The organism is Bradyrhizobium sp. C9 (assembly GCF_002532045.1).
In the GTDB taxonomy this organism is placed as follows: Bacteria; Pseudomonadota; Alphaproteobacteria; order Rhizobiales; family Xanthobacteraceae; genus Bradyrhizobium.
Genome location: NZ_NWTG01000003.1, coordinates 431,095 through 457,267, shown reverse-complemented (window position 1 = coordinate 457,267; position 26,173 = coordinate 431,095). Strand labels below are relative to the sequence as shown.

Here is a 26,173-nt window from a genome sequence, read left to right as displayed (position 1 = left end):
GGTCATTCTCCTTGGTTATGGGTTCGGTAAAAAGGGCTAGTGTGCACCGCCGCCGCCAGCGAGTTGGCCCGGCTTCTTCAGGAACAGCGCCGCCACCAGTGCCACGATCAGCGCCACGCCGAGCAGATAGAAGGTGTCGCTGAAGGCGAGGATGTAGGCCTGCTTCTGCACGACGTTGCCGATCGCAGCGATCGCGCGGTGGGTGGCGGCGGCCGGATCGGCGACGCCGTGGTTCAGGAAATACTGGGTCAATCCCTCGATCCGCGTCCGGGTCGCCTGTTCCAGCATGGAGACCGACTGCATCAGCACGTTGGAGTGATATTGCTCGCGTTTGGTCAGCAGTGTCTGCAGCGCGGCAATGCCGATGGCGCCGCCGAGGTTGCGCATCATGTTGAACAACGCCGACGCCGATCCGGCATTCTCCGCCTCAATTCCAGCCGTCGCAACCGCCGACAGTGGCGCGAATGCCAGCGCCTGACCGACGGCGCGGACGACGTTGGGCCAGAGCAGCTGATCGGCCGCATAGTCGTTGGTCATGTAGATGTTCATGAAGTTGGAGCCGGCGAACAGTGCAAATCCGACACCGATGACGATACGCGGGTCGAAGCGCCGCATCAGCCGCGGCACAAGCGGGATCAGCACGAGCTGCGGCAGGCCGGTCCAGGCCAGCACCATGCCGATCTGCTCGGCGTTGTAGCCCTGGATGCGCGACAGATATTGCGGCAGGATGAACACCGAGCCGTACAGCGCGATGCCGAGCAGGAAGTTGGCCAGCATGCCGAAGCCGAAATTGCGGCGGGCAAGCAAGCGCAGATTGAGCAGCGGCTTCTCGACGGTGAATTCGACGATCAGGAAGGCGACCAGCGCCACGGCTGCGATCACCGACAGGCGGACGATGAAAGGCGAGCCGAACCAGTCGTCCTTGTTGCCCTCTTCCAGCACGGTCTGCAGCGCAGCGAGGCCGATCGCCATGGTGATGATGCCGAGCCAGTCGCCCTGGCGGATCAGCGACAGCTTCATCGGGCTCGGATCGAGCGAGACGTACAGCATCGCGATCATCACGGCGCCGGGCACCAGGTTGACATAGAAGATGTACTGCCAGCCCCAATTCTCGGTGAGATAGCCGCCGATGGTCGGGCCGATCGCCGGCGCGAACGTCGCCGACAGCGCGAACAGCGCCAGCCCGATCGGCTGCTTTGCCTTCGGCAGCAGCGTGATGATCAGCGTGAATGCCATCGGGATCAGCACGCCGCCGGTGAAGCCCTGCACGGCGCGCAGCGCGATCATCTGCGGCAGGTCCTGCGCCAGCGCGCAGGCGCCTGAGAACACCAGGAACAGGAACGCATTGGTGAGCAGATAGATGCGCACCGAGAACACCTGCGCGAGCCAGCCGGAAAGCGGGATCACCACGATCTCGGCGATCAGATAGGAGGTCGAAATCCAGCCGCCGTCATCGATGCCCGCGCCAATGCCGCCTTGGATGTCGGCAAGCGAGGCGTTGACGATCTGGATGTTGAGCACCGCCATGAAGGCGCCGAGCGTGGCGCCGACCACCGCGATCCAGGTCCTGGTCGGGATCGCGGGTGTCGCAGGCGCAGCGGGGGAGGGGAGATCGGCAGCGTTGGCTATGGATTGGAGCGTGGTCATCGGGATCGTCCTTGCTTGCCCGCACAACATGGATTAGGCGGCCGGTTTCGATAATCTGGGAAAGACTGGAAGGATTGTCCGGCAGAAATTGATAATCCGCCGTCGGTTCGTGAGGCGGGCATGCTTGCCAGGCTCCCTCTCCCGCTTGCGGGGGAGGGCGGGGTGGGGGCTCTCTCCGCGAGTCACATCGTGGAGAGAGCCCCCACCCGGATTGCATCTGCGATGCAATCCGGCCTCCCCCGCAAGCGGTAGAGGCGAAGAGGGGTTCCGGACAGCAAAACGCGATCGATCTTCACGATCGATCGCGTCAAACCAGTCGAAGCTGTTGGGCGCTAGCCGCCGCTCGGCCGCGCCGCCGACGCCAACTGCCGCTTCTCTTCCCGCTCGGCCAGCACGGTCGCCTTGGTGTTGACGGTCGGGATCGCCGACATGCCGGGCCGCAGCAGGCCGGTGAGGCTGTGATCGTCGAGCACGATCTTCACCGGCACACGCTGCACGATCTTGGTGAAATTGCCGGTGGCGTTGTCGGGTGGCAGCAGCGCGAATTCGAGGCCGCTGGCCGGTGACAGGCTGTCGACATGGCCCTTCAGCGTGGTGCCGTGAAAACTGTCGACGGTGAGCTTGACCGGCTGGCCGTTGCGCACATGGGTCAGCTGCGTCTCCTTGAAATTGGCGACCACATAGACCGCATCGAGCGGCACTACCGCCATCAGCTGGGTGCCGGCCTGCACATATTGGCCGACCCGGAGCGTGCGGGCGCCGACGGTGCCGTCGACCGGCGCGGTGATCCGTGCGTAGGACAGGTTCAGCTCGGCCTGCTGTTCGACTGCGCGCGCGCGATCAGCCTGAGCTGTGGCCTGAGCGCGCTGTGTGATCAGCACGTCGACCTTGCGCTGCGCCGCCGACAGTGCCGACTTCGCGTGCTGCAACTGTGCGGTGTTGCTGCGCAGCGCCGCATCGGTCTGCTGCGCGCGTTGAATGGTGCCGGAGCCGGACTTCATCAGCCCGTCGTAGCGGCTCTGCTCCTCCTGGGCGAATTTCAGATTGGCCTCGGCGGCGGTGACGTCGGCAGTGCTCTGGTCGATAATCGGCTGTTGCAACTCGAGTTGGGCATCGAGGTTGCGCACGGAGGCGTTGGCCGCGTCGACATCGGCCTTGGCCTGACCGAGCGCGGTGCGGTAGTCGCGGTCGTCGATCTCGGCCAGCAGCTGGCCGGCCTTCACCGGCTGGTTGTCGGTCACCAGCACGCGGGCGATGTAGCCCGACACTTTCGGGGCGATGATCGTGGAGTCCGCCTTCACATAGGCGTCGTCGGTCGATTCGAGATAGCGGCCGGTGGTGAGGTAGTCGTAGCCGAAGTCGCTGGCCACGGCGACGCCGAGCACGGCGGCCAGCCCAAGCGTCACCCGCTTGACCGTCCGCCGCGACAGGCGGAGGCCGATTTTGGTTGATTCTTCAGGAACATAGGTTGTGGTCGACATGATTGTCTCCTGGCCGAACATTCGCGTCCTTCCAGAAAGGGCGCCGGATACGGCCCTTAGATGCAATGTCCTCCCCGCTGTGATAATCCCGATAAAACTGGAAGCATTATCAAGCCAGCGCTGATAATCCGGACCTTGTTACATGGATCGCCTGACCAGTTTGACCGCCTTCGTCCGGGTCGTGGATTCCGGCGGCTTTTCCGCCGCCGGCCGCAAGCTCAATATGTCCACCACCATGGTGAGCAACCACGTCCAGTCGCTGGAGGACCGGCTCGGCGCCCGGCTGCTCAACCGCACCACGCGCAAGGTCAGCCTCACCGAGGTCGGCCAGGCCTATTACGACCGCTGCATCCAGATTCTCGCCGACATCGAGCAGGCCGACGAGGTCGCGGGCGCGCAGCAATCGGTGCCGCGCGGCACGCTGCGCATCTTCACCAACACCCATCTGGTCCAGTTCCTGTCATCGACGGTGGCCGAGTTCCTGGCGACCTATCCTGAGGTCAAGGTCGACCTGATGATCGGCGAACGCTCGGCCGACCTGCTCGACGAAAATTTCGATCTCGCCGTGCAGATGATCCCGCCGCGCGATTCCGCGCTGATCGTGCGCCGCATCGCCACCTGGCGCCACGTGCTGTGCTGTTCGCACGACTACGTCGCGGCGCATGGCAAACCGGAACAGCTCGCCGATCTCACGACCCGCAACTGCGTTCGCCATATCAACTACCCGTTCGGTGACGAGTGGCATTTCGTCGACCGCAAAGGCGCGCCGGCAGCGGTGAGGGTGGCGGGCAATCTGGTCTCCAACAGCGGCGAGACGCTGAAACTCGCGGCGCTCGCCGGCGTCGGCGTGTTCCTCGCGGCGGGCTTCCTGGTCCGTGACGAACTCGAATCGGGGAAGCTGGTTCGGCTGCTGCCCGAATACCGGCCGGTCGAGCTCACGATGAACGCGATCTACCCGCACCGCCATCACCTCTCGGCGAAGGTGCGCGTCTTCATCGACCTCCTGGTGCACCACGCCACCGAGCAGCAGAAGCTGATCAATCCGTATTCGTGATGGGCGCGGAAATAATATCGCACGTAAATCTATCACCATCATCCTGAGGAGCCGCGCAGCGGCGTCTCGAAGGATGCACGGCCCGGCTGGTAGCCGTCGACCCTTCGAGACGCGCTTCGCGCTCCTCAGGGTGACGGGACTGGCAGCGCAGCGCTTGGCTCGTCATGACCGCCTGGCATCCGTTGCATGGCGCCAACGTGTATGAAGGTCACCTCACTCGCCGCCGGGGCCTGCCATGCCGCTTCGTGTCTTGACCGCCATCCTGTTCGCGATCGCAGCAAACATGCTGCCGCAGGCGCCGGCGCATGCCGGCTATCCCGATCATGTCATCAAAATCGTGGTGCCGTTCGCGCCGGGCGGCGGCACCGATGTCGTGGCGCGCACGCTGGCGCAGGAGATGCAGAAGGATCTCGGCGTCACCGTCATCATCGAGAACAAGCCGGGGGCGGGCACCATCATCGGCACGCAAAGCGTCGCCGCGAGCCCACCCGACGGCTACACGCTGCTGATGGCGACATTCGCCAACGCGGTCAATCCGAGCCTTTACGCCAAGCTGCCCTACGACGCGCGCAAGGACTTCGCGCCGGTGGCGCTGGTGGCGCGCTCGTTCAATGTCGTCGTGGTCAATCCTTCCTCGCCGATCAAGTCGATCGCCGATCTGATCGCGGCTGCGAAGGCCGATCCGGAAAAACTGTCCTACGGGACCTATGGCACCGGCACCTCGGCGCATCTGGCCGGCGAATTGTTCAAGCACATGGCGGGCGTCAATCTCACCACCGTGCCCTACAAGGGCGCGGCGCCTGCGATCACCGACCTCTTGGGCGGCCAGATCCAGGTGATGTTCACGACGGTGGCAAGCTGTGCGTCGTCGGTCGAGGCCGGCCAGCTGCGCGCGATCGGGGTGACCTCGGCGGAGCGTTCGGCGTCGTTCCCGCAATTGCCGACGGTGTCGGAAGCCGGCGTGCCGGGCTACGCCGCGGAATCCTGGTACGGCCTTTACGCACCTGCGAACACGCCGCCCGACATCATCGACCGCCTCAACAAATCAGCGGCCAAGGCCGTGCAGGCCGAGGCCTTCAGGAAGCTCAGCGTCAACGAGGGTCTCGTGATGGTGGCACGGCCCCCGGCCGAGCTCGACCGCTACTTCACGGCTGAGGAGGCGCGCTGGCGCAAGGTGATCCAAGACGCGGGCATCAAGGCCGAATAAGCCACCAGTCCGATACAGCGATCACATCTTTTTGCATCGCCATGCCGCAACCGTGATTCTAGACGCAACGAATGGTTCCTGGGGTCGTTGATGACGGGACGCCGGCACCCCGCCGGTTTGGATCACACCCCGGGCTGGGAGAGAGCCATGTGGATTCTGTTGCTGCTGCCGTTCATCGGCTTGCTGTGGGTGCCGTTCTATAATTTCGCCGAGCCCTCGCTGTTCGGCTTTCCCTTCTTCTACTGGTATCAGCTCGCTTGGGTGCCGATATCCTCGCTGCTGATCTGGCTGGTCTATCGCAGCCGGCGGCTTGATGCCGACGAGCAGCGGTGAGGGGGCAGCCATGACCGATCATATCGCCTGGGTGGCGCTCTCCGTCTTCATCTTCTTCTTCGCGCTCGTCACCGTGATGGGCTTCTTCGCCGCGCGCTGGAAATCCGGCCCGGTCAGCGAACATCTCGACGAATGGGGCCTCGGCGGCCGCCAGTTCGGCACCTGGATCACCTGGTTCCTGGTCGGCGGCGACTTTTACACCGCCTACACCGTGATCGCGGTGCCGGCGCTGGTCTATGCGGTCGGCGCCTACGGCTTCTTCGCGCTGCCCTACACCATCATTGTCTATCCCTTCGTATTCGCCGTGATGCCGGTGCTGTGGAAGAAGGCGCATGCCAACGGCTATGTCACCGCCGCGGATGTCGTCCACGGCGCCTATGGCTCGCGCGCGCTCGAGCTCGCGGTGGCGCTGACCGGCCTGGTCGCGACCATGCCCTATATCGCGCTGCAGCTGATCGGCATGGAGGTCGTGATCAAGGCGATGGGCCTCACCGGCGAGCTGCCGATCATCGCTGCCTTCGTGATCCTCGCGCTCTATACCTACAGCTCCGGCCTGCGCGCGCCGGCGCTGATCGCCTTCGTCAAGGACATCATGATCTACATCGTGGTGCTGACGGCCGTGGTCGTGGTGCCCTCGAAGCTCGGTGGCTACGGTGCGGTGTTCTCGGCCGCCAACGACGCCTTCACGGCCAAGGGCGGCGCCACCGGACTGACGCTGAAGCCTGCTCAGTATCTGCCCTACGCGACGCTGGCGCTCGGCTCGGCGCTCGCCGCCTTCATGTATCCGCACACGCTGACCGGCATCTTCGCCTCGAAGTCGGCGGATACGATCCGCAAGAACGCGATCCTGCTGCCGGCCTATACGCTGCTGCTCGGCCTGATCGCGCTGCTCGGCTACATGGCCTATGCCGCCAACATCAAGGTGACCTCGCCGAACGACGTGGTGCCGATGCTGTTCAAGACGCTGTTCCCGGAATGGTTCGCGGGCTTTGCGTTCTCGGCGATCGCGATCGGCGCGCTGGTGCCGGCGGCGGTGATGAGCATCGGCGCCGCCAATCTGTTCACCCGCAATGTCTGGAAGCACTATGTCAATCCTGGCATCTCGCATGCCGGTGAGGCCTCCGTGGCGAAGATCACCTCGCTGGTGGTGAAGGTCGGCGCGCTGGCCTTCATCCTGTTCCTGCCGACGCAATATGCGCTCGACCTGCAACTGCTCGGCGGCCTCTGGATCGTGCAGACGCTGCCGGCGCTGGTGTTCGGCCTGTTCACCGTCTGGTTCCGCGCCGAGGGCCTGCTGCTCGGCTGGGCCGTCGGCATCGGCTGGGGCACCTACACGGCATGGAGCAACGGGCTGAAGCCGCTCGCCAGTATCTCGCTCGGTGATGCCAGCTACACCTTCTATGTCGGCCTCGGCGCGCTCTTGCTCAACATCGTGGTGGCCGTGATTGCGACCGTCGTGGTCGGCTTGATCTCACCCGCCAAGCGCGGCGCGGCGGCCTGAGCCGTCGTTGGTGTCTGACGGGGCGGAGGTGAGAAGCGCGGTCAGCCGCGCCACCTCCGCCCTGGTCTTTTCGATTGCAGCGTCCTTCACCGGCCCGTAGCCGCGGATCTCCATCGGCGCCTTTGCAATCGCTGTGAGATCGGGCAGCCGCGCGGCATCGAGCCTGCCGAGCAAGGTCTCGATCAGCGCCTCGTACCAGGTGATCAGCTCGCGCTCGGCGCGCCGCTCAGCGGTGTAGCCGAATATGTCGAACGCCGTGCCGCGCAGTCCTTTCAGGCCTGCGAGCAGCCGCAGCGGCGTCTGGATCCATTGCCCCAACGCACGCTTGCGTGGCCGACCGCGGGCATCCCGCCGCGCCGGTAGGAAGGGCGGCGCGAGATGGTACTGCACCGTGAAGTCGCCATCGAAGGTGCGCTTGAGCTCATCGAGGAAGCCCGACTGCATGTGCAGCCGCGCCACCTCATACTCATCCTTGTAAGCCATCAGTTTGAACAGCGACCGGGCGACGGCATCGGTCAGCGGGAGGTCGGCCTCGCCACGGATTCGCTTCGCCTCTCCCGCGTGCGGGGGAGGCCGTAACGCATCGCCAGATGCGTTACGGGTGGGGGCTGTCTCCGCGATGTGACTCGTGGAGATACCCCCACCCCGACCCTCCCCCGCAAGCGGGAGAGGGGGCGCACCTTCTTCGAGGTTGGCGCCGAACGCGGCCTCGGCGCGGCGGACGCGCTCGACCGTGGTCCGGTAGCGGGCTGCATAGGCCTCATCCTGATAATCCCGCAGGAAATCAGCGCGCCGCGCGATCATCTGCTCCAGCGTCTCGGGCGCACTGGCCGCCGCGGCCTCGGCCTTCGGCAGAAAATCCGGATCGGCAAAGGCGAGCCGGCCCCAGGCAAGCGCCTGCTTGTTGCGCTCGATCGCGACACCGTTAAGTTCAATTGCGCGGATCAGCGCGTGCAGCGACACCGGCACCAGGCCCTGCTGCCAGGCGAAGCCGAGCATCAAGATGTTGGCATACACACTGTCGCCGAGCAGCCGCTCGGCCAGCGCGTTGGCGTCGATTGCGGTGAGGTTGCCTGATCCGATCACCCGCTCGATGGCGCGCAAGCGAACCGGCGAAGCGAGGTCGGCGTCGCGAAAGCGAACCACGTCGCCGGTCGGCATCTCCGCGAGGTTGACCGCGGCGCGCATCCCCTTGCGGTAGGTGCCGGAGGCCTTGGCCGACGAGCTGACCACGAGATCGCAGCCGATCAGCGCGTCGGCCGCGCCTTGGTCGATCCGCACCTGGTGCAGCGCGGCGGGCTCAGCCGCCAGCCGCAGAAAACTCAGTACCGGGCCGAACTTCTGCGCGAAGCCGGTGAAGTCGAGCACCGAGACGCCGTGGCCCTCGAGATGCGCGGCCATCGCGATCAGGGCGCCGACCGTGATGACGCCGGTGCCGCCGACGCCGGTGACCAGCAGATCATAGGGTTTGTCCAGTGCCGCAAGCTCGGGCGCGGCAAGCGCGGCGGCGCGCGCCAGCGGATCGATCGCGCTTGCACCCTTCGCCCGCCGCTTGCCGCCCTCTATGGTGACAAAACTCGGGCAGAAGCCGTTGAGACAGGAAAAGTCCTTGTTGCAGGTCGAGAGGTTGATCTTGCGCTTGCGGCCGAACCGCGTCTCCTTGGGCTCGACGCTGAGGCAATTGGATTCGACCGAGCAGTCGCCGCAGCCTTCGCAGACGAGATCGTTGATGTAAGCGAAGCGCGCTGGGTCTGCGATCGTGCCGCGCTTGCGTCGCCGCCGCTTCTCGGTGGCGCAGGTCTGCTGATAGATCAGCACGGTGACGCCGGATATTTCGCGCAGCTCGCGCTGTACGGCGTCCATTTCCTCGCGCGGATGGATGGTGACGCCGATGGGCAAATCCGCCGGCGAGAACTGCGCGGGATCATCCGACACCAGCGCGATCCGCGCGACGCCCTCGGCGCGGACGCTGTGGGCGATCGCCTGCACGCTGACCGGGCCGTCCACCGGCTGGCCGCCGGTCATCGCCACTGCGTCATTGAATAGGATCTTGTAGGTGATGTTGGCTTTGGCGGCGATCGCCTGCCGGATCGCCATCGAGCCGGAGTGATAATAGGTGCCTTCGCCGAGGTTCTGGAACACGTGGCTGTTGCCGGTGAATTTCGACGACGCCGCCCAGTTGACGCCTTCGCCGCCCATCTGGATCAGGGACGAGGTCTCGCGGTCCATCCAGCTCGCCATGAAATGGCAGCCGATGCCGGCCAGCGCCTTCGAGCCCTCGGGCACTTTCGTCGATGTGTTGTGCGGACAGCCCGAGCAGAAATACGGCGTGCGCGTCGCGCCAGGCACCGCGATCGTGCGGTCCTGCTCGGGCCTGAGCGCCGCGACGCGGCGAGCGAGCTGCAATTCCGGAAACATCGGATCGAGCCGCCGCGCCAGCACGTCGGCCAGCATCCGTGGCGACAATTCGCCGGTCCAGGAGATCAGCCGCGCGCCGCTTTCGTCATGCTTGCCGACCATCCGCTCCGGCTTGGCGCCGGGATAGTCGTAGAAATATTCCTTGAACTGGCTCTCGATGATGCCGCGCTTCTCCTCGACCACCAGGATCTCGCGCTTGCCCTTCACGAACTCCATCGCATCATGCAGTGCGAGCGGCCACACCATGCCGACCTTGTAGATGTCGATGCCGAGGTGGCGGCACGCGGCCTCGTCCAGCCCGACCAGCCGCAGCGCCTCCATCAAATCGAGATGCGCCTTGCCCGTGGTGACGATGCCGTAGTTCGCATCCCTGATGTCGTAGATGCGGCGATCGATCGGATTGGCCTTTGCGAACGCATAGACAGCGTGCTTCTTGGCTTCCAGCCGCTCCTCGATCTGTGGGCCCGGCAGATCCGGCCAGCGATAATGCAGCCCGCCGGGCGGCGGCACGAAATCCGGTCGCACGAACGCGCGCGGCGGCGCAAGCTCGACCGAGGCGCCGGACTCCACGATCTCCGAGATCGCCTTGAAGCCGACCCACATGCCGGAAAATCGGCTGAGCGCATAGCCATATTCGCCGAACGCGAGATATTCGCCGACATCGGCCGGATGCAGCGTCGGCATGAACCAGCTCATGAAGGCGACATCGGATTGATGCGGCATCGACGACGAGACGCAGCCATGGTCGTCGCCGGCCACGACCAGCACGCCGCCATGCGGCGAGGAGCCATAGGCATTGCCGTGCTTCAGCGCATCGCCGGAGCGATCGACGCCCGGGCCCTTACCGTACCATAGCCCGAACACGCCATCGACCTCGCGGTCCCGTTGCGTCTCGACCTGCTGCGAGCCGAGCACGGCGGTCGCCGCGAGGTCTTCGTTGACCGCGGGCAGGAATTCGATGCGGCTCTCCTTCAGCCGCTCGCCGATCTTCCACAGTTCGAGATCGACGCCGCCGAGCGGCGAGCCGCGATAGCCGGAGATGAAGCCCGCGGTGTTGAGGCCGCTCGCACGGTCGCGCCTCACCTGATCGAGCGCGATGCGCACGATCGCCTGCGTGCCGGTGAGGAAGACGCGGCCGCGCTCGCGGCTGTAGCGCTCGGACAGCTGGTAGGCATCGAGCGGCGGCATCTGGCCCATGACTGACCCCTCCGGGAATCGCAATGTCTGACCGGACAAGGCTACGCCCGAGGGGGTTGGTAGGTCTTACCTATCTATTCGGCAGACGAACCATAATCGGTGGTAAATTGCCACAAATGGCATATTCTGGTAGAATCTACCAAATTGGAGCTACGTCATGGTGGAAGAGCAAGACGAGAAAATTCTCGCCGAACTGCAGAAGGACGGCCGCGCCACCAACCAGCAGCTTGCGGAAACCGTCGGGATGTCGACCTCGGCGTGCTGGCGGCGGGTCCGCGCGCTGGAGGAGTCCGGCGTCATCTCGGGCTATTCGGCGATGGTGGCGCGCGAGCGCGCAGGCTTTGCGACCTCGGCGATCCTGCACGTCTCGCTGGAGCGGCACGACACGAAATTCGTCGACGAGTTCGTCGCGCGGGTAACGCAGCGCCGCGAGGTGCTGGAATGCTTCGCGACAACAGGCGATGCCGACTATCATCTGCGCGTCGTCGTGCGCGACATGGACGCCTACAATAGATTCCTCGACGAGTTCATGTTCCGGATTCCCGGCATCCGCCACGTCCGCACCAACGTGATCCTGAAGGAGATCAAGACCGGCGTTGCGCTGCCGTTTTGATGGAGATGCCGTCGCGAAGACGACGACGGAGCCGCGCGCTCAGTTTCTCCTCCGTCACCCTGAGGAGGCCGCGTAGCGGCCGTCTCGAAGGGCGAACGGCCACCGGCCGGGCGGTGCATCCTTCGAGGCTCGCTCCGCTCGCACCTCAGGATGACGGGTCATTGTGCTTGTTCCGCCCACTTGGCGCGCATCAGAATCATGAACACCATGACATGACTGACCAGCAGCAGCGGCACGTAGAGCGCCGGGATATAGATGCCGGCGCCGAACAGGCCGGGATCCGCGTTCTTGGTCGCGCCCATGAAGTAGGCGTTGAGGAGATCCAGCGTGCCCCAGATGTTGAAGAACCAGACGATCGGAATCGCCGCCGGCCAGCGCCACGACAGTGCCGCCATCGCAAGCAGCGCGAGAGCTGCGGCGGTCAGATCGCCCCAGCCGACCGCCCCGGCAAATACCGGGTTCACCTCCGGCGAGACGAAGCCGATGACCAAGAAGTTCATCCCGAGAAACCGAAAGGCATGGAAAGCCGCAAGCAGCCGGAGCGCATTATGCCGCGGCATTGTGCGGAGTGCGGGCCAGACGTAGGTGACGGCCACCACCGTACTCGTCAGAAATGCTCCGGCGACGCTGAGCAGGAATGGAATGTTGAGACTGACTGGCACGGTCGGCTCCTGTCTGACTGTCGATCCGGCCGGACCTAGCGATCGGGTCCGACTTCGGCGAGGCGCTCAGGGCTTGATGCTCAAGGCTTGCCGAGCAGCAGGCGCAGCGGCAGCAGCGGGCCGACCGCGATGTAGTCGTGGTCCATGATGTCGAGCTTGGACAACGGCAGCCCCTCCATGATCGCGTGCGCCTCGGATGTATCCTTGGCGTCGAGCAGGAAGACGACACCGCGCCCGTCGGATCGCGAATACCATTCGCGAACCTTGCCGTTGAGATAGAGCTGCACGGTCTGGCGGATTTCATCCGGCATCACGGCCATCACCTGTTCGCGGGTGACGCCTTGCTTGACGGTCAGAATGACCATCACGCCGGTGGTGATGGTGGAGGGGGCTTGGGCCTGTGTTTGGGCCTGAGCAAGAGAGGGAGCGGTCATGGAGGTTAAGCCTGTCGAAGTGAGGGTGAGGGCAAGGAGGGTGTGACGGACTGTTTTCATCGGTCGCAGGTCTCCGTTCACGACTGCCGTCGTGATGTCGGGTGGAGCAGCGCACGTGGCGCGGCCTGTGGCTCCGATGTAGGGCGGCTTCCCGCGCGCGACTATTCGCGATAATGTTGACGGGCCATGAAGCAGAGCTTCACAGTCAGGCAAGGGGCGCTCGACGGCGTCGAGGCGTTCCTGGCCGTCGCCCAGCACCGCAGCTTTCGTCGCGCGGCGACCGAGCTCGGCGTGACGCCGTCGGCGATCAGCCAGGCCGTGCGCGCGCTGGAGGCCCGCCTCGGCGCCGCGCTGTTCATCCGCACCACCCGCAGCGTCGGCCTCACCGAGGCTGGCGAACGCTTCCTGACGCGCGCCAGGCCCGCGTTCGAGGAGCTGATCGCCGCGAGCGGCGCGGCGCGCGAGCTCGGGCAGAAGCCTGCCGGGCTGTTGCGTCTCACCGTGCCGCGCTCGGTGGTGCCGATCCTGCTGGAGCCGCTGATCGCGTCATTCTGCAAGGCCTATCCCGAGATCGAGGTCGAGCTCGCCGCCAGCGAGGAGCTGGTCGACCTCGCGGCCGGCGGTTTCGATGCCGGCATCCGGATGGGCCAATTCATCAACCCCGACATGGTCGCGGTGCGTCTGACCAAACCGTTCCCGTTCGCAATCGTCGGCAGCCCGGACTATCTCGCGCGCCGCGGCCGGCCCAAGCGTCCGGACGATCTGCGCGAGCACACGTGCCTCAGGCTGCGGCGATCGAACGGTGGGCTGGCGCCGTGGTCGCTGAACGACAACGGCCGTTCGATCGAACTCGCCGTCTCTGGCTCCTTCATCGGCCACGACTTCCCGACGCTGGTCGGCGCGGCCATCGAAGGTGTGGGCCTTGCGCAAGTCCCCGCGCCGCTGGTCGCCGGCGCGGTGAAAGAGAAGAAGCTGGTCCGCGTGCTGGAGCCGTTCGCGACGACGACGCCCGGCGTATTTCTCTACTATCCCGGCCACCGCCAGATCATGCCGAAGCTGCGGGCCTTCATCGATCATGTGAAGAACAGGTCGGCGGCGGCGCCCTGAGCTCGGCCCGGAATGACGGCGAGGCCTACGCCCGCTTCTGCGGTTGCCAGTCCGGCACCGTCTTGACCATGTGCCAGACCAGAAGGTCGAGGGCGCGGGCCATGCCGTCGCGCGACCTGGTATTGGTGAACGCGGACCAGCAGAAGTCTCCATCGGTCCGGACCGAGATCGTCGTCGTTCCGTCGAGCAGGCCGCTGTGCCACCAATTGTTGTTGGCGGTGATGAAGAGGCCCTTGGCATAACGGGGGTTGACGGCGCTTGGCGTGCTCATGACGCGGAGGCTGTCGTCGGTGAGTAGCTGTTCGCTGTCCTTGAAGCCGTCGATATGGACGAACAGCGTCGTCAGATCGCTCGGTGTCGCAATCCAGCCGCCGTGCGAATCCATTCGGGCGACGTTCATCCGGTACGGATCGCCGCCGGTTTGGCTGTAATATTTCACCTCGTTGCTTGCCCGCTCGCGCAGCGTGTTGCCGGCGATCTGCATGTCGGTGATGCCGCATCGCTTCAGGACCGCGTCCTTGACATACTGCTCATAGCTGCGGCCGCTGAGCTTCTCGATCACGCGCCCGAGGATGCAATAGCCGAAGTTCGAATAGGCATAGGACTGGCCCGGTGGACTGGTGAGCGGCATGTGCTCCAGCGTCCAGTTGATCAGCTCGCGATGGTTCATGTCCTGGTTCATGAACATCGGGTCGCGGGACTGGTTGCCCCAGGTCCCGGTGGTGTGGGTCAACAGATGCTCGATCGTGATCTGCTCGACGAGCGAGCGGGATGAGCCTGACGGCATCAGACTTTGCAAGGTTGGCGTCGTCGGGTAGTCCTTGCCGAGAATGGAGCTTGCGCCGAACACGTAGTCGCCGAGCCGCAGTTTGCCCGCTTCGACGAGGGTGAAGATGCCGGTCGAGGTCACCGGCTTCGATATGCTCGCGATGCGGAAGCGGTGCTGCGGCGTCAGTGCTTCGCCGCTCTCCCGGTCCGCAACGCCGAACGCCTCCACATAAGCCGGCTTTCCCTTGATCGAAACCGCGATGGAAAGACCGGGGACGTCGTACTCTTTCATGAAGTCGGCGGCGAGGCCCGCCATCTGCTTGCGTTGCTCCGATGTCGGCAGCTCCGCGGGCGGGTCGGCAAGCGCCGGCGATTGCCTGCTGGCGATCCCTGCGGCTGTTAGCAGCGTGCCCTGGAGCAACGTTCGGCGTGAAAGCGGCATGGTTGTCTTGCCTGTGCTGGAGCTAACGGCCCGCACGGTATTGCGGTTCTCCAGCTTCTGTCACGTTACGAAAGTGGCTGTGTGATGACGTCACGATGGCCCGATAGGCAATGTTGCGAGAATGCGAATGTGTGACTCACACGCCGTGCAACACACTCGCTGTCGTCCCGGCGCAGGCCGGGACCTATAACCACCGATGGTTATTGTTACGCTACGCTGAAACGACGAGTCCCGTTCCCAACTTCCGCTGCGGAGTATGGGTCCCGGCCTGCGCCGGGACGACATCGAGAATGAGGCGCGAGCGTAGGCACACCCTCACACCTTCTCCCTCACGAACCGGTTCCGCAATGTCCCGATCCCGGTGATGTCGATCTCCACCACGTCGCCGTCCTTCAGGTCCGGCGAGGCGCCGTCGGTGCCCATCCAGATCACGTCGCCGGGCGACAGCGTGAAATATTTCGAAAGCTCGACGAGGAAGGGCACGATGCCGAAGATCATCTCGTTGGTACGGAAGCGGCCGGTCTCCTTGCCGTTGACGCGGATCGCGGTCTCCATGCGGTCGAGATCGACATCGGTCTCGATCCACGGGCCCATCGGCTTGAAGGTGTCGGCGTTCTTGGACCGCCACAGCCCGCGGTCGGCCTTCTGCCAGTTGCGCTCGGAGACGTCGTTGCCGATCGTGTAGCCGAATACGCAGTCCAGCGCGTTGGCTTCGGTGAGGTGCTTGGCTTTCTTGCCGATCACGACGACCAGTTCGCCCTCGTAATGGATCTTCTCGGTCGCGCTCGCGGGGATCACGACGTTCTCGTCATGGGCGATCAGCGCGTTCTGCGCGCGGTAGCCGATTTCGGGACGATCAGGCACGTTCGGCACCGTGCCGGCCTTGTCGGCGGCTTCCTTGAGGTGCTTCAGATAGTTCAGCCCGACGCAGTAGAAGGTACGCGGGATCAGCGGCAGCTCGATCTTGACGTCCTTCAGGGCGTGGGTCTTCGCCGTCTTGCTCCATTCCCCGAACGGATCGCCGTTCACGGTGATGACGGTGTCGCCCTCGACGAGGCCCCAAGACGTGGTGCCCGCGGCGGTGAATTTCAGCCAGCGCATGATGATGTCCTTCTATTCCGCAGCCTGCGCGCCGGTCTTCCAGGCGCCGGCAGCCGGGCGCTTCAGCCCGAGATTCTCGCGCAGCGTCGTGCCGGCGTAGTCCTTGTGGAACAGGCCGCGCTTCTGCAACTCGGGCACCACGTGATCGACGAAGTCGACATAGGAGCCCGGCACATAGCTCGCGGCGATGACGAAGCCGTCGCAGCCACGGCCTTCGAACATTTCCTCCAGCCGGTCAGCGATCTCCTTGGGGCCACCGACCATCGCATCCTGCACCTGGCCGCGGCCGGAGAAGGTGATGAAGTCGCGGGTCGAGGGATTGGTCTTGCCGGAGGTGCGCAGCACGCCGTCGCGGATGCCGAGCATGCCTTGCATGCCCTGTAACTCTTCCGTGGTCAGCGGTTCGTCGATCGGTTTGGCGCCGAAATCGAAGTTGAGGCCTTCGGCGAGCAGCGACAGCGCATCGATCTCGAGCGGCAGCTTCTGGATCACGGCCATCCGGTCCTCGGCCTCGGCCTTGGTCGCGCCGGTGACCGGCGTGATCAGGTTGCAGAGGAACATCTGGTCGGGATCGCGGCCGGCCTTGGCGGCTTCGCCACGGATCGCGTCATAGCCCTGCTTGGCGTTAGCAAGGTTACGCGCCGCGGTGAAGATCACCTCGCCCCAACGTCCCGCAAAGCGCTGGCCGCGGCCGGATGCGCCGGCCTGGATCACGACGGGATGGCCCTGCGCCGAGCGCGGCACTGTGAACGGGCCGCGCGAGGTGAAGAACGCGCCCTTGTGGTCGAGCCGCTTCACCTTGGTTGGATCGGCGAACCGGCCGCTTTTCTTGTCGATCACCAGCGAGCCGTCTTCCCAGGCGTCCCAATGGCCGAGCACCACCTCCATGAACTCGTCGGCGCGATCGTAGCGGAGATCGTGCTCGAGATGCTGTTCGCGGCCCATGTTGAGCGCTTCGCCGTCATTGACCGACGTCACCACGTTCCACGCGGCACGGCCGTTTGTCATCAGGTCGAGCGTGGCAAAGCGGCGTGCGACGTCGAACGGTTCGAAATAGGTGGTGGACGCGGTCGAGGCGAGGCCGAGCTTGGTCGTGACCATACCCATCGTGGTCAGCACCACGATCGGGTCCATCTTCACGCAGCGGATGCCGTACTCGACGGTGTGGGCGTGATCGTTGCCGTAGCGATCGGGCATCGCGAGGCGATCGTCGAAGAACGCCATATGGAACTTACCGCGCTCCAGGATGCGCGCAATCTCCTGGTAGTAGTCCGCCGACATCGAATCGTCGCGCGACTCCGGGTGACGCCAGGAGCTCGGCAGGTTGGTGCAGTTCTGCGCCTGCAAAAAGCCGACCAGCGCCATTTGCCGTGTCATGTCGTTCTCCTGTACCTGAATGCGTCAGCGAAGATCGAGGTCGTCGGTGAGCTTGTAACCGGCCGCGAGCGCCTTCAGCTTGTCCCAAGTCGCATCCTCGATCTCGATGCCGTTCTTGCGCCGTTCGACTTCGCGCAGATGTTCGACCTCGCCCGGATAGAACACGCCGCGGCTCCCTTCCGAGGGCGGCGTCGATTTCAGGTAGCGGGCGAAATCGGCGACCTCGCGTCTGAAGTCCTTGAGCGGGCGGAACGCGGCGACATTGAACACCGCCATGAAGCAGCCGTCGTTGTGCCGGCCGGTCGGCTCGACGCCGAAGCCGAGGCCGGTCAGCAGGCCGCACAGCACCTCGACCATCGCGGCAAGGCCCGAGCCCTTGTAGCCTTCGCTGCCGCCGAGCGGCAGCAGCGCGCCGCCCTTGCGGTAATCTGCAGGGTCGGTGGTGTCGCGCCCTTCGGCATCGATGATCCAGCCCTTCGGGATGCTCTCGCCGCGCGCGACCGCGAGCTGGATCTTGCCGGCCGCGACCGCCGAGGTCGCCATGTCGAGATAGAACGGCGCCTCGAGGTCTGAGGGCACCGCGATCGAGAGCGGATTGGTGCCGAGCCGGGCCTCGCGGCCGCCGAACGGGGCGACATGTTTCGGCGAGCGGCCGGAATCGGCGGCCGCAATCCCGATCATGCCTTCGCGCATCGCCATCAGCGGGTAATGTGCCAGCCGGCCGACATGGCTCTGCCGGAACACGGTGCAGGCCGCGACATTGGCGGTCTTCGCCTTGTTGATGGTCATCTCCATCGCCTTGGCGTTGACGTGGAAGCCGAACCCCCAATGACCGTCGATCACGGTCGTGGTCGGCGTCTCCTGCACCACGGTCCATTTCGCGCCGGGAACGATATGGCCGGCCTTGATGCGGTCGATATAGGTCGGGATCGCGATCACGCCGTGGGAGTCATGGCCGGCGAGGTTGGCGTTGACGCAGCCGGAGGCGACCGCGTTGGCTTCCTCCTCCGATGCGCCGGCGCCCCGGAGCAGCGCCGCGCCGATGCGTGTGAGACGGTCGGCCTGGACGATCGGCATGGGATTTTCCTCGCGGTTCGCCCGCGTGATGCGCGGGTCTTGCTTGCTGTTGTCAGGCTCATGCTCTCAAAGCGCCGCCCGCCGAGCAAGGGCGGAAAATCCGGTCCGCCATACCGCCAGCAGGGTGCTCCCGGCCGGGATTTCACTGAATGGAACGGGCGCGGTCGCGCTGCGGAATTTGGCGGCTCCGGCGGCGCAACCAGGCCGGCGATCCGCGCCCTGCAACCCTTCGCCTCAGGCTGGTACACAGCGTCCGTATTATCCCGGAAAATGGCCACCGGGATTCGTCAGCCGTTTACTTTGTCTCACAACTTGCCGGATACACTAACCATCACTTAGGCCTCTCGCGGGCAATGTTCCCCGGCAGATTGAAGGGGATGGCCCTGGGGCCTTCAGGGATCGTGCAGTCGAGCATCGGACGTACATTCGCGGCGTTGAATGCCACCAACGAAGCGATCCTGTACGCGAAATCACCAGAAGAATTGTACGGAAAGGTCTGCGAAGCCGCGTTCTCGAGCGGGAGCTTCCTGGCCGCGACCGTCTTTTTGCTGGAGCCGGATACCGGTCGGCTGACATTCGCCGCCGGTTGCGGTGACGATGTCGCGCGCCTGCGCAGCATCAGGATCTCCGCCCTCGCCAACATCCCGGAAGGTGAGGGGGTCGCCGGCCACGCGTTCCGCGATCAGAGCGCCAGCGTCAGCAACGACTACATCAACGATGCCCGTTCGGCGGCGTGGCGCAGCGGCCTCGCGGCGGCCGGCGTCGGTGCGGCGGCGGCGATGCCGCTGGTCTGCAACGGGCGCAGCGTCGGCGTCTTCATGGTGACCCGGCGCGAGGTCGACTCGCTCGGCGAGGAGATCGTGTCGCTGCTGGAGCGCATCGCGGCGAACGTGTCCTTTGCGCTCGACAATTTCGACCATGAGGCGTCCCGCAAGAGCGGCGAGCGGGCGATGCGCCGGCTCAACCGCATGTTCGGCGCCATCAGCGCAACCAACGAGGCGATCCTTCGCGCCAAGACCGAGCACGATCTCTATCAGCGGGTGTGCGACGCCGCGGTGTTCAGCGGAAAATCCTTCGCCACGGTGGTGCTGCTGGCCGAGCCCGACACGCACTGGCTGGAACCCGTCGCCGGCACCGGCGAGGCGCTCGACCTGATCACGCAGACGCGCTTTTCGACCGATCCGGACAATCTCTACGGCAAGGGGATCTGCGGCGAGGCGTTCCGGACCAAACGGCCGTGCATCGAGCACGACATTCCGATATCGACGGGTGCCTCGCAGGCGCAAGCGGGCGAGAGCGGTCTGATGGCCTGTGTCGCGCTGCCGCTCACCCGGTTCGGCAGGAGCATCGGCGTCCTGATCTTCTTCATCGGCAATTCCTGGGCCCGCGATGAAGAAATCATCGCGCTGCTGGCGGGCATCGCCGAGAACGTCTCGGTTGCGCTCGACACGTTCGGCCGCGCCACCGAGAAGGCCAAGGCCGACGCCGAACGCGAGCGGCTGTCGCGGATGTTCGCGGCGCTGAGCGCGACCAACGAAGCGATCATGCGTGCGCGGTCGCGGCTCGAGATGTTCGAGCTGGTCTGCGCGGCGGCGGCGCATGGCGGCGGGTTCAACTCCACCAGCATCCTGATCGCAAAGCCCGGCGACGACTTCCTGGAGATGATGGCGGTGGCGGGGCCGACTGCCGAGAATGCGCGCCGCCTCAATGTCTCGCGCAGCGAGGCGCGTCCCGAAGGGCGCGGGGTTTGCGGCAGGGCATTCCGCTCCCGGCGCGCCTGCGTCAACAACGATTTTCTCGGCGACGTCGCCAACAGCCCGTTCCGCGACGTCATCGACCGCGAGGATGCGCGATCGGGTGCGGCATTTCCGTTGATCGTCGACGACGAGCCGGTCGGCGTGATGCTGTTCATCTCGGCCAAGCGCAACACCTTCTCGGCCGAGTTCGCTGAGCTGCTGCAGCGGCTCGCCGACAACGTCGCCTATGCGCTCGGCAGCTTCGATCGCGCCGACGAGAAGGCGCGCACCGAGGAGCAGAAGGAACGGCTGAGGCGGATGTTCGCGGCGCTGAGCGCGACCAACGAGGCCATCATGCGGGCGAAATCCCGCGGCGAGCTGTTCGATCTGGTCTGCGATGCCGCCGCGGTCGGCGGTCAGTTCATCTCGGCCACGATCAGGCTGGTGCGCCCGGGTGAAGCCTTCCTGGAGAACGTGGCTGCTTCCGGCCCCGACAGGGTACGGGCTCGCGAGGTCCAGTTGTCGGCCGATGCGACGCGCCCGGAAGGACAAACGCTGACCGGCGTTGCGATCCGCACCCGCAGGCCCTGCATCAGCAACGATTATCTCAGCGACTTCGGCCCCGAGTCGCATGTCTATCCGGTCGTGCGCGACAGCGGCAGCAAGTCCGGCGCAGCCCTGCCGCTGCTCAAGAACGGCGAGGCGATCGGCGCGCTGGTGTTCCTCTCCGGCGAGTTCAACACCTTCAGCCCGGAGATGATGGCGCTGCTGCAGCGGCTCACCGAAAACGTGTCGTTTGCGCTGGCCAATTTCGACCGCGCCGACGAGAAGGCCCGGGCCGACGAGCAGAAGGAGCGGCTGTCGCGGATGTTCGCGGCGCTGAGCGCGACCAACGAGGCGATCATGCGGGCGAAGTCCCGCGCCGAGCTCTACCAGCTGGTCTGCGAGGCGGCAGCGACCGGCGGCAAGTTCACCTCGACCACCATCGCGCTGGCGCAGCCCGGCAGCGACTATCTCCGCATCGTCGCGATCGCAGGCCCGGCAGCCGACGGCGCGTGCCAGGTGACACTCTCGACCAGTGAAGCGCACCCCGAGGGGCGCGGCGCCTGCGGCAGGGCGTTCCGGTCCGGCAAAGCCTGCATCATCAACGACTATTTTGCGGATACCGAGACCGCGGCCTTCCATGAGCGCGCTCGTCTCGATGGAACGCAGTCCGGTGCCTCGTTTCCGCTGATCGTCAACGGATCGGTCGTCGGCGTCATGATCTTCGTCGCGATCGAGAAGGATACGTTCACGCCGGAATTCGCCGAGCTGCTGCAGCGGCTCGCCGACAATCTGGCGTTCGCGCTCGAGAGCTTCGACCGTGCCGACGAGAAGCACAAGGCCGATGAGCGGATCGAATATCTTGCCTCGCACGACAGCCTGACCAATCTGCCGAACCGCGAGACTTTCAACGAGATGCTGCGTCACGCGATCTCGGCGGCGGACCGCCATTGCCGGCAGCTCGCCGTGCTGTTCATCGATCTCGACCGCTTCAAGGTGATCAACGATTCGCTCGGCCACGACGCCGGCGACATGCTGCTGGTGGCGATCGCCGAGCGGCTGCGCGGATCGTTGCGCGCGAGCGACGTGGTGGCGCGGCTCGGCGGCGACGAGTTCGTGGTCATCCTGGATGACACCGCCGAACGTCACGACGTCGAGCGCATCGCCGGCGATCTCCTGGTCGCGCTCAGCCAGCCGATGCAGCTCAGCGGGCACGAGTGCCACACCACGGCCTCGATCGGCATTGCGACCTATCCGACCGACGGCTCCGACGTTCAGACGCTCACCAAGAATGCCGACATGGCGATGTATCTCGCCAAGGAGGACGGCAAGAACGGTTTTCGCTTCTTCTCCAACGAGGTCAGGGCGCAGTCGATCGAGCGCCTGACGATGGAAAGCGCGCTGCGCCGCGCGCTGGAGCGCGACCAGTTCACGCTCGAATATCAGCCCAAGGTCGACATGGCGAGCGGACAGATCAGCGGCGTCGAGGCGTTGCTGCGCTGGACCCATCCCGAGCTCGGCAAGGTCTCGCCGGGGCAGTTCATTCCGCTCGCCGAGGAGATCGGGCTGATCGTGCCGATCGGCCGCTGGGTGCTGAAGGAAGCCTGCGCGCAGAACATGGCGTGGCAGCACCGCGGCCTCAAGGCGGTGACGATGGCGGTCAACCTCTCGCCGCGGCAGTTCGGCGATCCGAACCTGCTCGACGACATCGACGAGGCGCTGGCGGCGAGCGGCATGTCGCCGGCGCTGCTGCAGCTCGAGGTCACCGAGAGCATGGTGATGCGCAACGTGACGCGTGCGGTCCGCGTGCTCGACGCGATCCAGCACCGGGGCATTCGCCTCGCGATCGACGATTTCGGCACCGGCTATTCGTCGATGTCGCTGATGAAGCAGTTCCCGATCGACACCATCAAGATCGATCGCTCCTTCGTGCGCGACCTGCCTGACGATTCCGAGGACGTCGCGATCGCGCAGGCGATCATCAGCATGGGCAAGGCGCTCGGCATGACCATCGTGGCCGAGGGCGTCGAGACCTCCGAGCAGCAGGAGTTCCTGCGAGCCCATGCCTGTGACGAGATGCAGGGGTTCCTGTTCAGCCGGCCGCTGCCGCCGCGCGATCTCGCCGAATTGTTGAAGACGTCGCCGGTGCTGACGTCGCCGCCGTTGCAGCCGTCGCTGGACGACGAGGCGACCAGCGACGCCGGGCCGGATCTAGGGCGGAAACGCGCTGTCGTCTGACGGCTGCACGGGCAGGTCGCGGACGTCGGAATCGGTGGATGCGATCACGCGCGAGAAATCATAGGGCCAGGACGGGATCGCCTGGCCGGCCAGGGTCTGGCGCAGCGCCGCCGACGCCTCCGCAAAGCTCGCCCCGTCGGGCAGGCGGAACCGGCGCGACAAGGCGGAGGGCAGCGGCTCAGCGGCATCGCGCATCTCGAATGCCGGTCCCCACCACCACGCCGGCGCCGGCGGCCGTTCCGGTTCGGCAATGGCGCGCCATCGCGCGAACTCGTCGGCGATGCGGGCAAATTGCAGCTTGGCGGCGGGATGCATCGAAGGCTCTTCCTCAGCGCCCGGATGATAGCATCGCCCCCGCCTCGCGCAACGCGGCTACTTCTGTTCCACCTCGGTCGCAGTGGCCGGGCCTTCGCCCATGATCAGCAGCACGGCGTCCTCATCCTTGGCGCCGTCCCAATGCACCTGCTTGCCGAAATGGGTGACGAAGCTTCCCGCCGGCATTGCGACAGTGCCGTGATCGGGATCGAATTTCGGACCCGAGCCGACCCACCAGGTGCCCTTGAGCACGACGATGTAGCGGTCGTTCGGGTGGAAATGCGGGCGGCTGAAATGATTGCCCTTGGTCCATTTGGTGTAGACCATGTAGAAGCCGGGCTTCGAGGGATCGCCGACCACGACGGCATTCTGCGCGCCGCGCGCGTCGACCGGGCTCCAGGGAATCTGGTCCGGCAGCTTGTAGGTGACGGCGGCCGGATTGAGTTCTGCCGCGGAGCTGACGCTCAGCGTGCCGGCAAGGGCCAGCGACATCATCAGGTATCGCCAGGACCGGTTCGACGCCGTCATCGCACTCTCCCAAGTGAGTTCGTTCGGGCGACTGCCGCGCCCGTATATCGCGTGATGCTAGTCGTTCTCGCTTGCGCCGGACAAGACGCACTCGCGCATGTCTGCTCTCAAGATTGCGGCATCGGGTCGTGACACAACGCAGTTGCAATATGAAAAACGCATTTACGACGCTGCGGACGATGATAGGTTGCGCGCCAAACAAAAGACGGGAGGATAACCTTGAAGAAGCAACTGTCGATACTGGCGGCGGGACTCGTGATCGGTGCGGCCGCGCTGCAATTCTCCACCGCCGCATCGGGCGATGACGGCTGGGTCACGCTGCTCGACAGCTCCAGGAAGGGCGACTGGGACGAGGTCGGCAAGGCCAATTGGGCCATGAAGGACGGCGCGCTGGTCGCCGACAAGCTCGACGGCAAGGATCTCTCCTATCTCGTCAGCAAGACCCAATACAAGGATTTCCAGATCCGCGCGGAGTTCTGGACCGACGAGGACGCCAACAGCGGCGTCTTCATCCGCTGCGAAGGCAACAAGGTGATCGACTCCAAGGTCTGCTACGAGGTCAACATCTTCGACAAGCGGCCCGATCCGACCTACGGCACCGGCGCGATCGTCGACGTCGGCAAGGTCGATCCGATGCCGAAGGCGGCCGGCAAATGGAACGTCTACGAGATCACGGCGCAGGGCCCGCATTTCGTCGTGACGCTGAACGGCCAGAAGACCGTCGACGCACAGGATTCCAAGCACGCCAGCGGCTACATCGCGCTTCAGTACGGTTCGGGCGTGGTCAAGTTCCGCAAGGTACAGATCAAGCCGCTCTGACAACGCACGCCGAGGAGAGCCCGGTCGCGCTGCGGCCAGGCTTTTCGCGTGCCATGTGCTATCCGCCGAAGGTGGTCAGATCGTCGCCTCGCGTGCGCAAATGATGACCGAGCACGAGGCCGGTCAGGCACAGCAACAACCCGAGCGCCGGCGGCGCAAACAGCGCTTCTTCCTGGAAGATGCCGTTCACCAGCACGACCATCGTGCCGAACGCAGCGAGCCCCTGGATGAGGATTCCCGACGAGGCGTAGAGGCGCCAGGCCTTCAGCGCCACCGCAAAGAAGAAGCCGAGCGGCACCACTGCGCCGATGCCCATCTGGTAGAGCAGGACCCCGACGGCGCTCTCCACCGCGCCGTCCATGGTGCCGGCCGCTTGCGCGGCGTCCCAGTCGATCGAGAAGTAACCTTCGGAGAGATTGCCGCCGACGCCGAGGCCGCGGCCGATCGGATTGTGCAGGAATCCATCCCAGCCGCCCATGAAGCCGATCACGTGAAAGTCGCCGATCTGGAGCCCGATGTGGATCGCGGCGATGGCGTACACCACGAGTCCGACCAGCGCGACGGCAAGGGTGATGGTGGCGCCGAGCAGCCAGGTCGCTGTCCAGGCCAGGGCCACGAAGATGACCAGGATGAGCGCGCCCTTCACGCTGCAGAAGATCAGCAACGGGATCGCGATCAGCGCCAGCCAGCGATATCCGACCGCAAACAGGAACAGGATGGAAAAGGCGATCCCGTAGCCGAAACTGATCGGGCTCATGTTCGGTCCGAAGATGCGCAGGATCGACGACAGTCCGAGATCCTCGAACAGCGGGCTGTTGAGAAAGCTGAAACGGAAGCGGTCGATCAGATCCACCGGGACATTTCCGGTTTGGCGCATCTGGGCTTCCCAGGCTCCGGAGCGGGTCGCCTTCAGCTCGTCGAAGTGCCAGAACGTGTAGCCGTTGGTGATCTCGAGCCAGAAATCGCGAAACAGCAGTTCGACATAGCCGCAGACGATCAGCATTGTGGCGACGGTCACCAGGAACGGCGTGATGCGGATCTCGAAGGTTGCGGCCGTCAGCAGCGAGAGCTGAAACAGGAACAGCGGAAATGCGATGTTGCGCAGATAGACGAGGGCCGCATGCGCGTCCTGTGTCGCGCCGAGCAGGAAATACACCCCTACGACCGCGAGGGTCATCAGCCCCCAATGCATGATCCGGTCGATCTCGGGCGAGTGCTTGCGCTCGCGCAGCAGGTACAGTGCCAGCGTCACCAGCCACATCACCGCGCAGATCAGGAAATTGTAGCCCTTGACGAAATCCATCTCCTGCTCGGTCGTGATGTAGGACGACAGGATCGAGACGAACAGGTTCTGGAAGAAGATGATGAAGATGGCAATCGACGGCGCGTAAGCCGGCGCCGCGAGCACGATGGCGCAGCCGATCAGGCTTTCGACGACGATCGCGAGCCCTGCATTGGCCGCCTGCATGATCGGCGCGAAAGCGATCGATGCCACGGCGATGCCGAGCGCAGGAACGAGGTCGCCGGCCAACAGCGGCCGCGGGGCTATGTCTGCTCGCACAGGCTCTGACCTAA

The 26,173-nt window shown here is 65.1% G+C and carries 20 protein-coding genes; 8 read left to right on the top strand and 12 right to left on the bottom strand.

The genetic code is table 11. The features are described from left to right. Nucleotides 1-36: 36 nt before the first annotated feature. A complete protein-coding gene (locus CO675_RS09800) occupies nt 37-1,647 on the bottom strand; it encodes an MDR family MFS transporter (protein WP_097671701.1) in 1,611 nt (536 codons plus the stop codon). Between the two features lie 332 nt (nt 1,648-1,979). Next, nucleotides 1,980-3,128, bottom strand: a complete 1,149-nt coding sequence (locus CO675_RS09795; RefSeq protein ID WP_097671832.1) for an HlyD family secretion protein — start codon at nt 3,126-3,128, stop codon at nt 1,980-1,982. 142 nt (nt 3,129-3,270) lie between these two features. Between CO675_RS09795 and CO675_RS09790 the strand changes: the two genes are divergently transcribed. From CO675_RS09790 to mctP, 4 genes are all read left to right on the top strand, one after another. Further along, nucleotides 3,271-4,182 carry a LysR family transcriptional regulator gene (locus tag CO675_RS09790; protein ID WP_097671700.1) on the top strand — a complete coding sequence of 304 codons (912 nt, stop codon included), beginning with the start codon at nt 3,271-3,273 and terminating at the stop codon, nt 4,180-4,182. 235 nt (nt 4,183-4,417) lie between these two features. Further along, nucleotides 4,418-5,389, top strand: coding sequence for a Bug family tripartite tricarboxylate transporter substrate binding protein (locus CO675_RS09785; protein ID WP_097671699.1), 972 nt, complete (start codon nt 4,418-4,420; stop codon nt 5,387-5,389). A gap of 147 nt (nt 5,390-5,536) precedes the next feature. Further along, nucleotides 5,537-5,722, top strand: coding sequence for a DUF3311 domain-containing protein (locus tag CO675_RS09780; RefSeq protein ID WP_097671698.1), 186 nt, complete (start codon nt 5,537-5,539; stop codon nt 5,720-5,722). A gap of 10 nt (nt 5,723-5,732) precedes the next feature. After that, entirely contained in the window at nt 5,733-7,223 is a 1,491-nt protein-coding gene (gene mctP, locus CO675_RS09775) for a monocarboxylate uptake permease MctP (protein ID WP_097671831.1), read from the top strand. Here mctP and CO675_RS09770 read toward each other — a convergent pair. Beyond that, the gene (locus CO675_RS09770; protein ID WP_097671697.1) at nt 7,194-10,838 is read right to left on the bottom strand and encodes an indolepyruvate ferredoxin oxidoreductase family protein; all 3,645 of its coding nucleotides are present in this window, start codon (nt 10,836-10,838) and stop codon (nt 7,194-7,196) included. The two genes, mctP and CO675_RS09770, sit on opposite strands and share 30 nt — an antisense overlap. Nucleotides 10,839-10,995: 157 nt before the next feature. On the opposite strand from CO675_RS09770, the gene CO675_RS09765 reads away from it, so the two are divergent. Further along, complete coding sequence (locus tag CO675_RS09765; RefSeq protein WP_097671696.1) at nt 10,996-11,451, top strand: Lrp/AsnC family transcriptional regulator; 456 nt, start codon at nt 10,996-10,998, stop codon at nt 11,449-11,451. Nucleotides 11,452-11,609: 158 nt separating this feature from the next. Here CO675_RS09765 and CO675_RS09760 read toward each other — a convergent pair whose 3' ends face one another. Continuing rightward, nucleotides 11,610-12,113: a DUF8737 domain-containing protein gene (locus CO675_RS09760; protein ID WP_097671695.1), complete on the bottom strand. Its 504-nt coding sequence runs from the start codon at nt 12,111-12,113 to the stop codon at nt 11,610-11,612. Between the two features lie 80 nt (nt 12,114-12,193). Beyond that, entirely contained in the window at nt 12,194-12,547 is a 354-nt protein-coding gene (locus CO675_RS09755) for a hypothetical protein (protein ID WP_245452694.1), read from the bottom strand. 186 nt (nt 12,548-12,733) lie between these two features. Here CO675_RS09755 and CO675_RS09750 point away from each other — a divergent pair, with 186 nt between their 5' ends. Then, nucleotides 12,734-13,654: a LysR family transcriptional regulator gene (locus CO675_RS09750; RefSeq protein WP_097671693.1), complete on the top strand. Its 921-nt coding sequence runs from the start codon at nt 12,734-12,736 to the stop codon at nt 13,652-13,654. Nucleotides 13,655-13,679: 25 nt separating this feature from the next. Here CO675_RS09750 and CO675_RS09745 read toward each other — a convergent pair whose 3' ends face one another. The 4 genes from CO675_RS09745 to CO675_RS09730 form a co-directional block, all read right to left on the bottom strand. Beyond that, nucleotides 13,680-14,864, bottom strand: a complete 1,185-nt coding sequence (locus tag CO675_RS09745; protein ID WP_097671692.1) for a serine hydrolase domain-containing protein — start codon at nt 14,862-14,864, stop codon at nt 13,680-13,682. 315 nt (nt 14,865-15,179) lie between these two features. Further along, nucleotides 15,180-15,965, bottom strand: a complete 786-nt coding sequence (locus CO675_RS09740; RefSeq protein WP_097671691.1) for a fumarylacetoacetate hydrolase family protein — start codon at nt 15,963-15,965, stop codon at nt 15,180-15,182. A 12-nt stretch (nt 15,966-15,977) separates the two neighbouring features. Further along, nucleotides 15,978-17,342: an LLM class flavin-dependent oxidoreductase gene (locus tag CO675_RS09735; RefSeq protein WP_097671690.1), complete on the bottom strand. Its 1,365-nt coding sequence runs from the start codon at nt 17,340-17,342 to the stop codon at nt 15,978-15,980. Nucleotides 17,343-17,366: 24 nt separating this feature from the next. Continuing rightward, a complete protein-coding gene (locus CO675_RS09730; RefSeq protein ID WP_097671689.1) occupies nt 17,367-18,419 on the bottom strand; it encodes an Ldh family oxidoreductase in 1,053 nt (350 codons plus the stop codon). Nucleotides 18,420-18,820: 401 nt separating this feature from the next. Here CO675_RS09730 and CO675_RS09725 point away from each other — a divergent pair, with 401 nt between their 5' ends. Beyond that, complete coding sequence (locus CO675_RS09725; protein WP_097671688.1) at nt 18,821-22,936, top strand: bifunctional diguanylate cyclase/phosphodiesterase; 4,116 nt, start codon at nt 18,821-18,823, stop codon at nt 22,934-22,936. Here CO675_RS09725 and CO675_RS09720 read toward each other — a convergent pair. Both CO675_RS09720 and CO675_RS09715 read right to left on the bottom strand, forming a co-directional pair. After that, complete coding sequence (locus CO675_RS09720) at nt 22,910-23,251, bottom strand: hypothetical protein (RefSeq protein ID WP_097671687.1); 342 nt, start codon at nt 23,249-23,251, stop codon at nt 22,910-22,912. The two genes, CO675_RS09725 and CO675_RS09720, sit on opposite strands and share 27 nt — an antisense overlap. Nucleotides 23,252-23,308: 57 nt before the next feature. Next, nucleotides 23,309-23,779: a cupin domain-containing protein gene (locus CO675_RS09715; protein WP_245452693.1), complete on the bottom strand. Its 471-nt coding sequence runs from the start codon at nt 23,777-23,779 to the stop codon at nt 23,309-23,311. Nucleotides 23,780-23,998: 219 nt separating this feature from the next. Between CO675_RS09715 and CO675_RS09710 the strand changes: the two genes are divergently transcribed. Further along, entirely contained in the window at nt 23,999-24,598 is a 600-nt protein-coding gene (locus CO675_RS09710) for a 3-keto-disaccharide hydrolase (protein WP_097671686.1), read from the top strand. A gap of 58 nt (nt 24,599-24,656) precedes the next feature. Here CO675_RS09710 and CO675_RS09705 read toward each other — a convergent pair whose 3' ends face one another. Further along, nucleotides 24,657-26,159: a hypothetical protein gene (locus tag CO675_RS09705; protein WP_245452692.1), complete on the bottom strand. Its 1,503-nt coding sequence runs from the start codon at nt 26,157-26,159 to the stop codon at nt 24,657-24,659. Nucleotides 26,160-26,173: the final 14 nt, after the last annotated feature.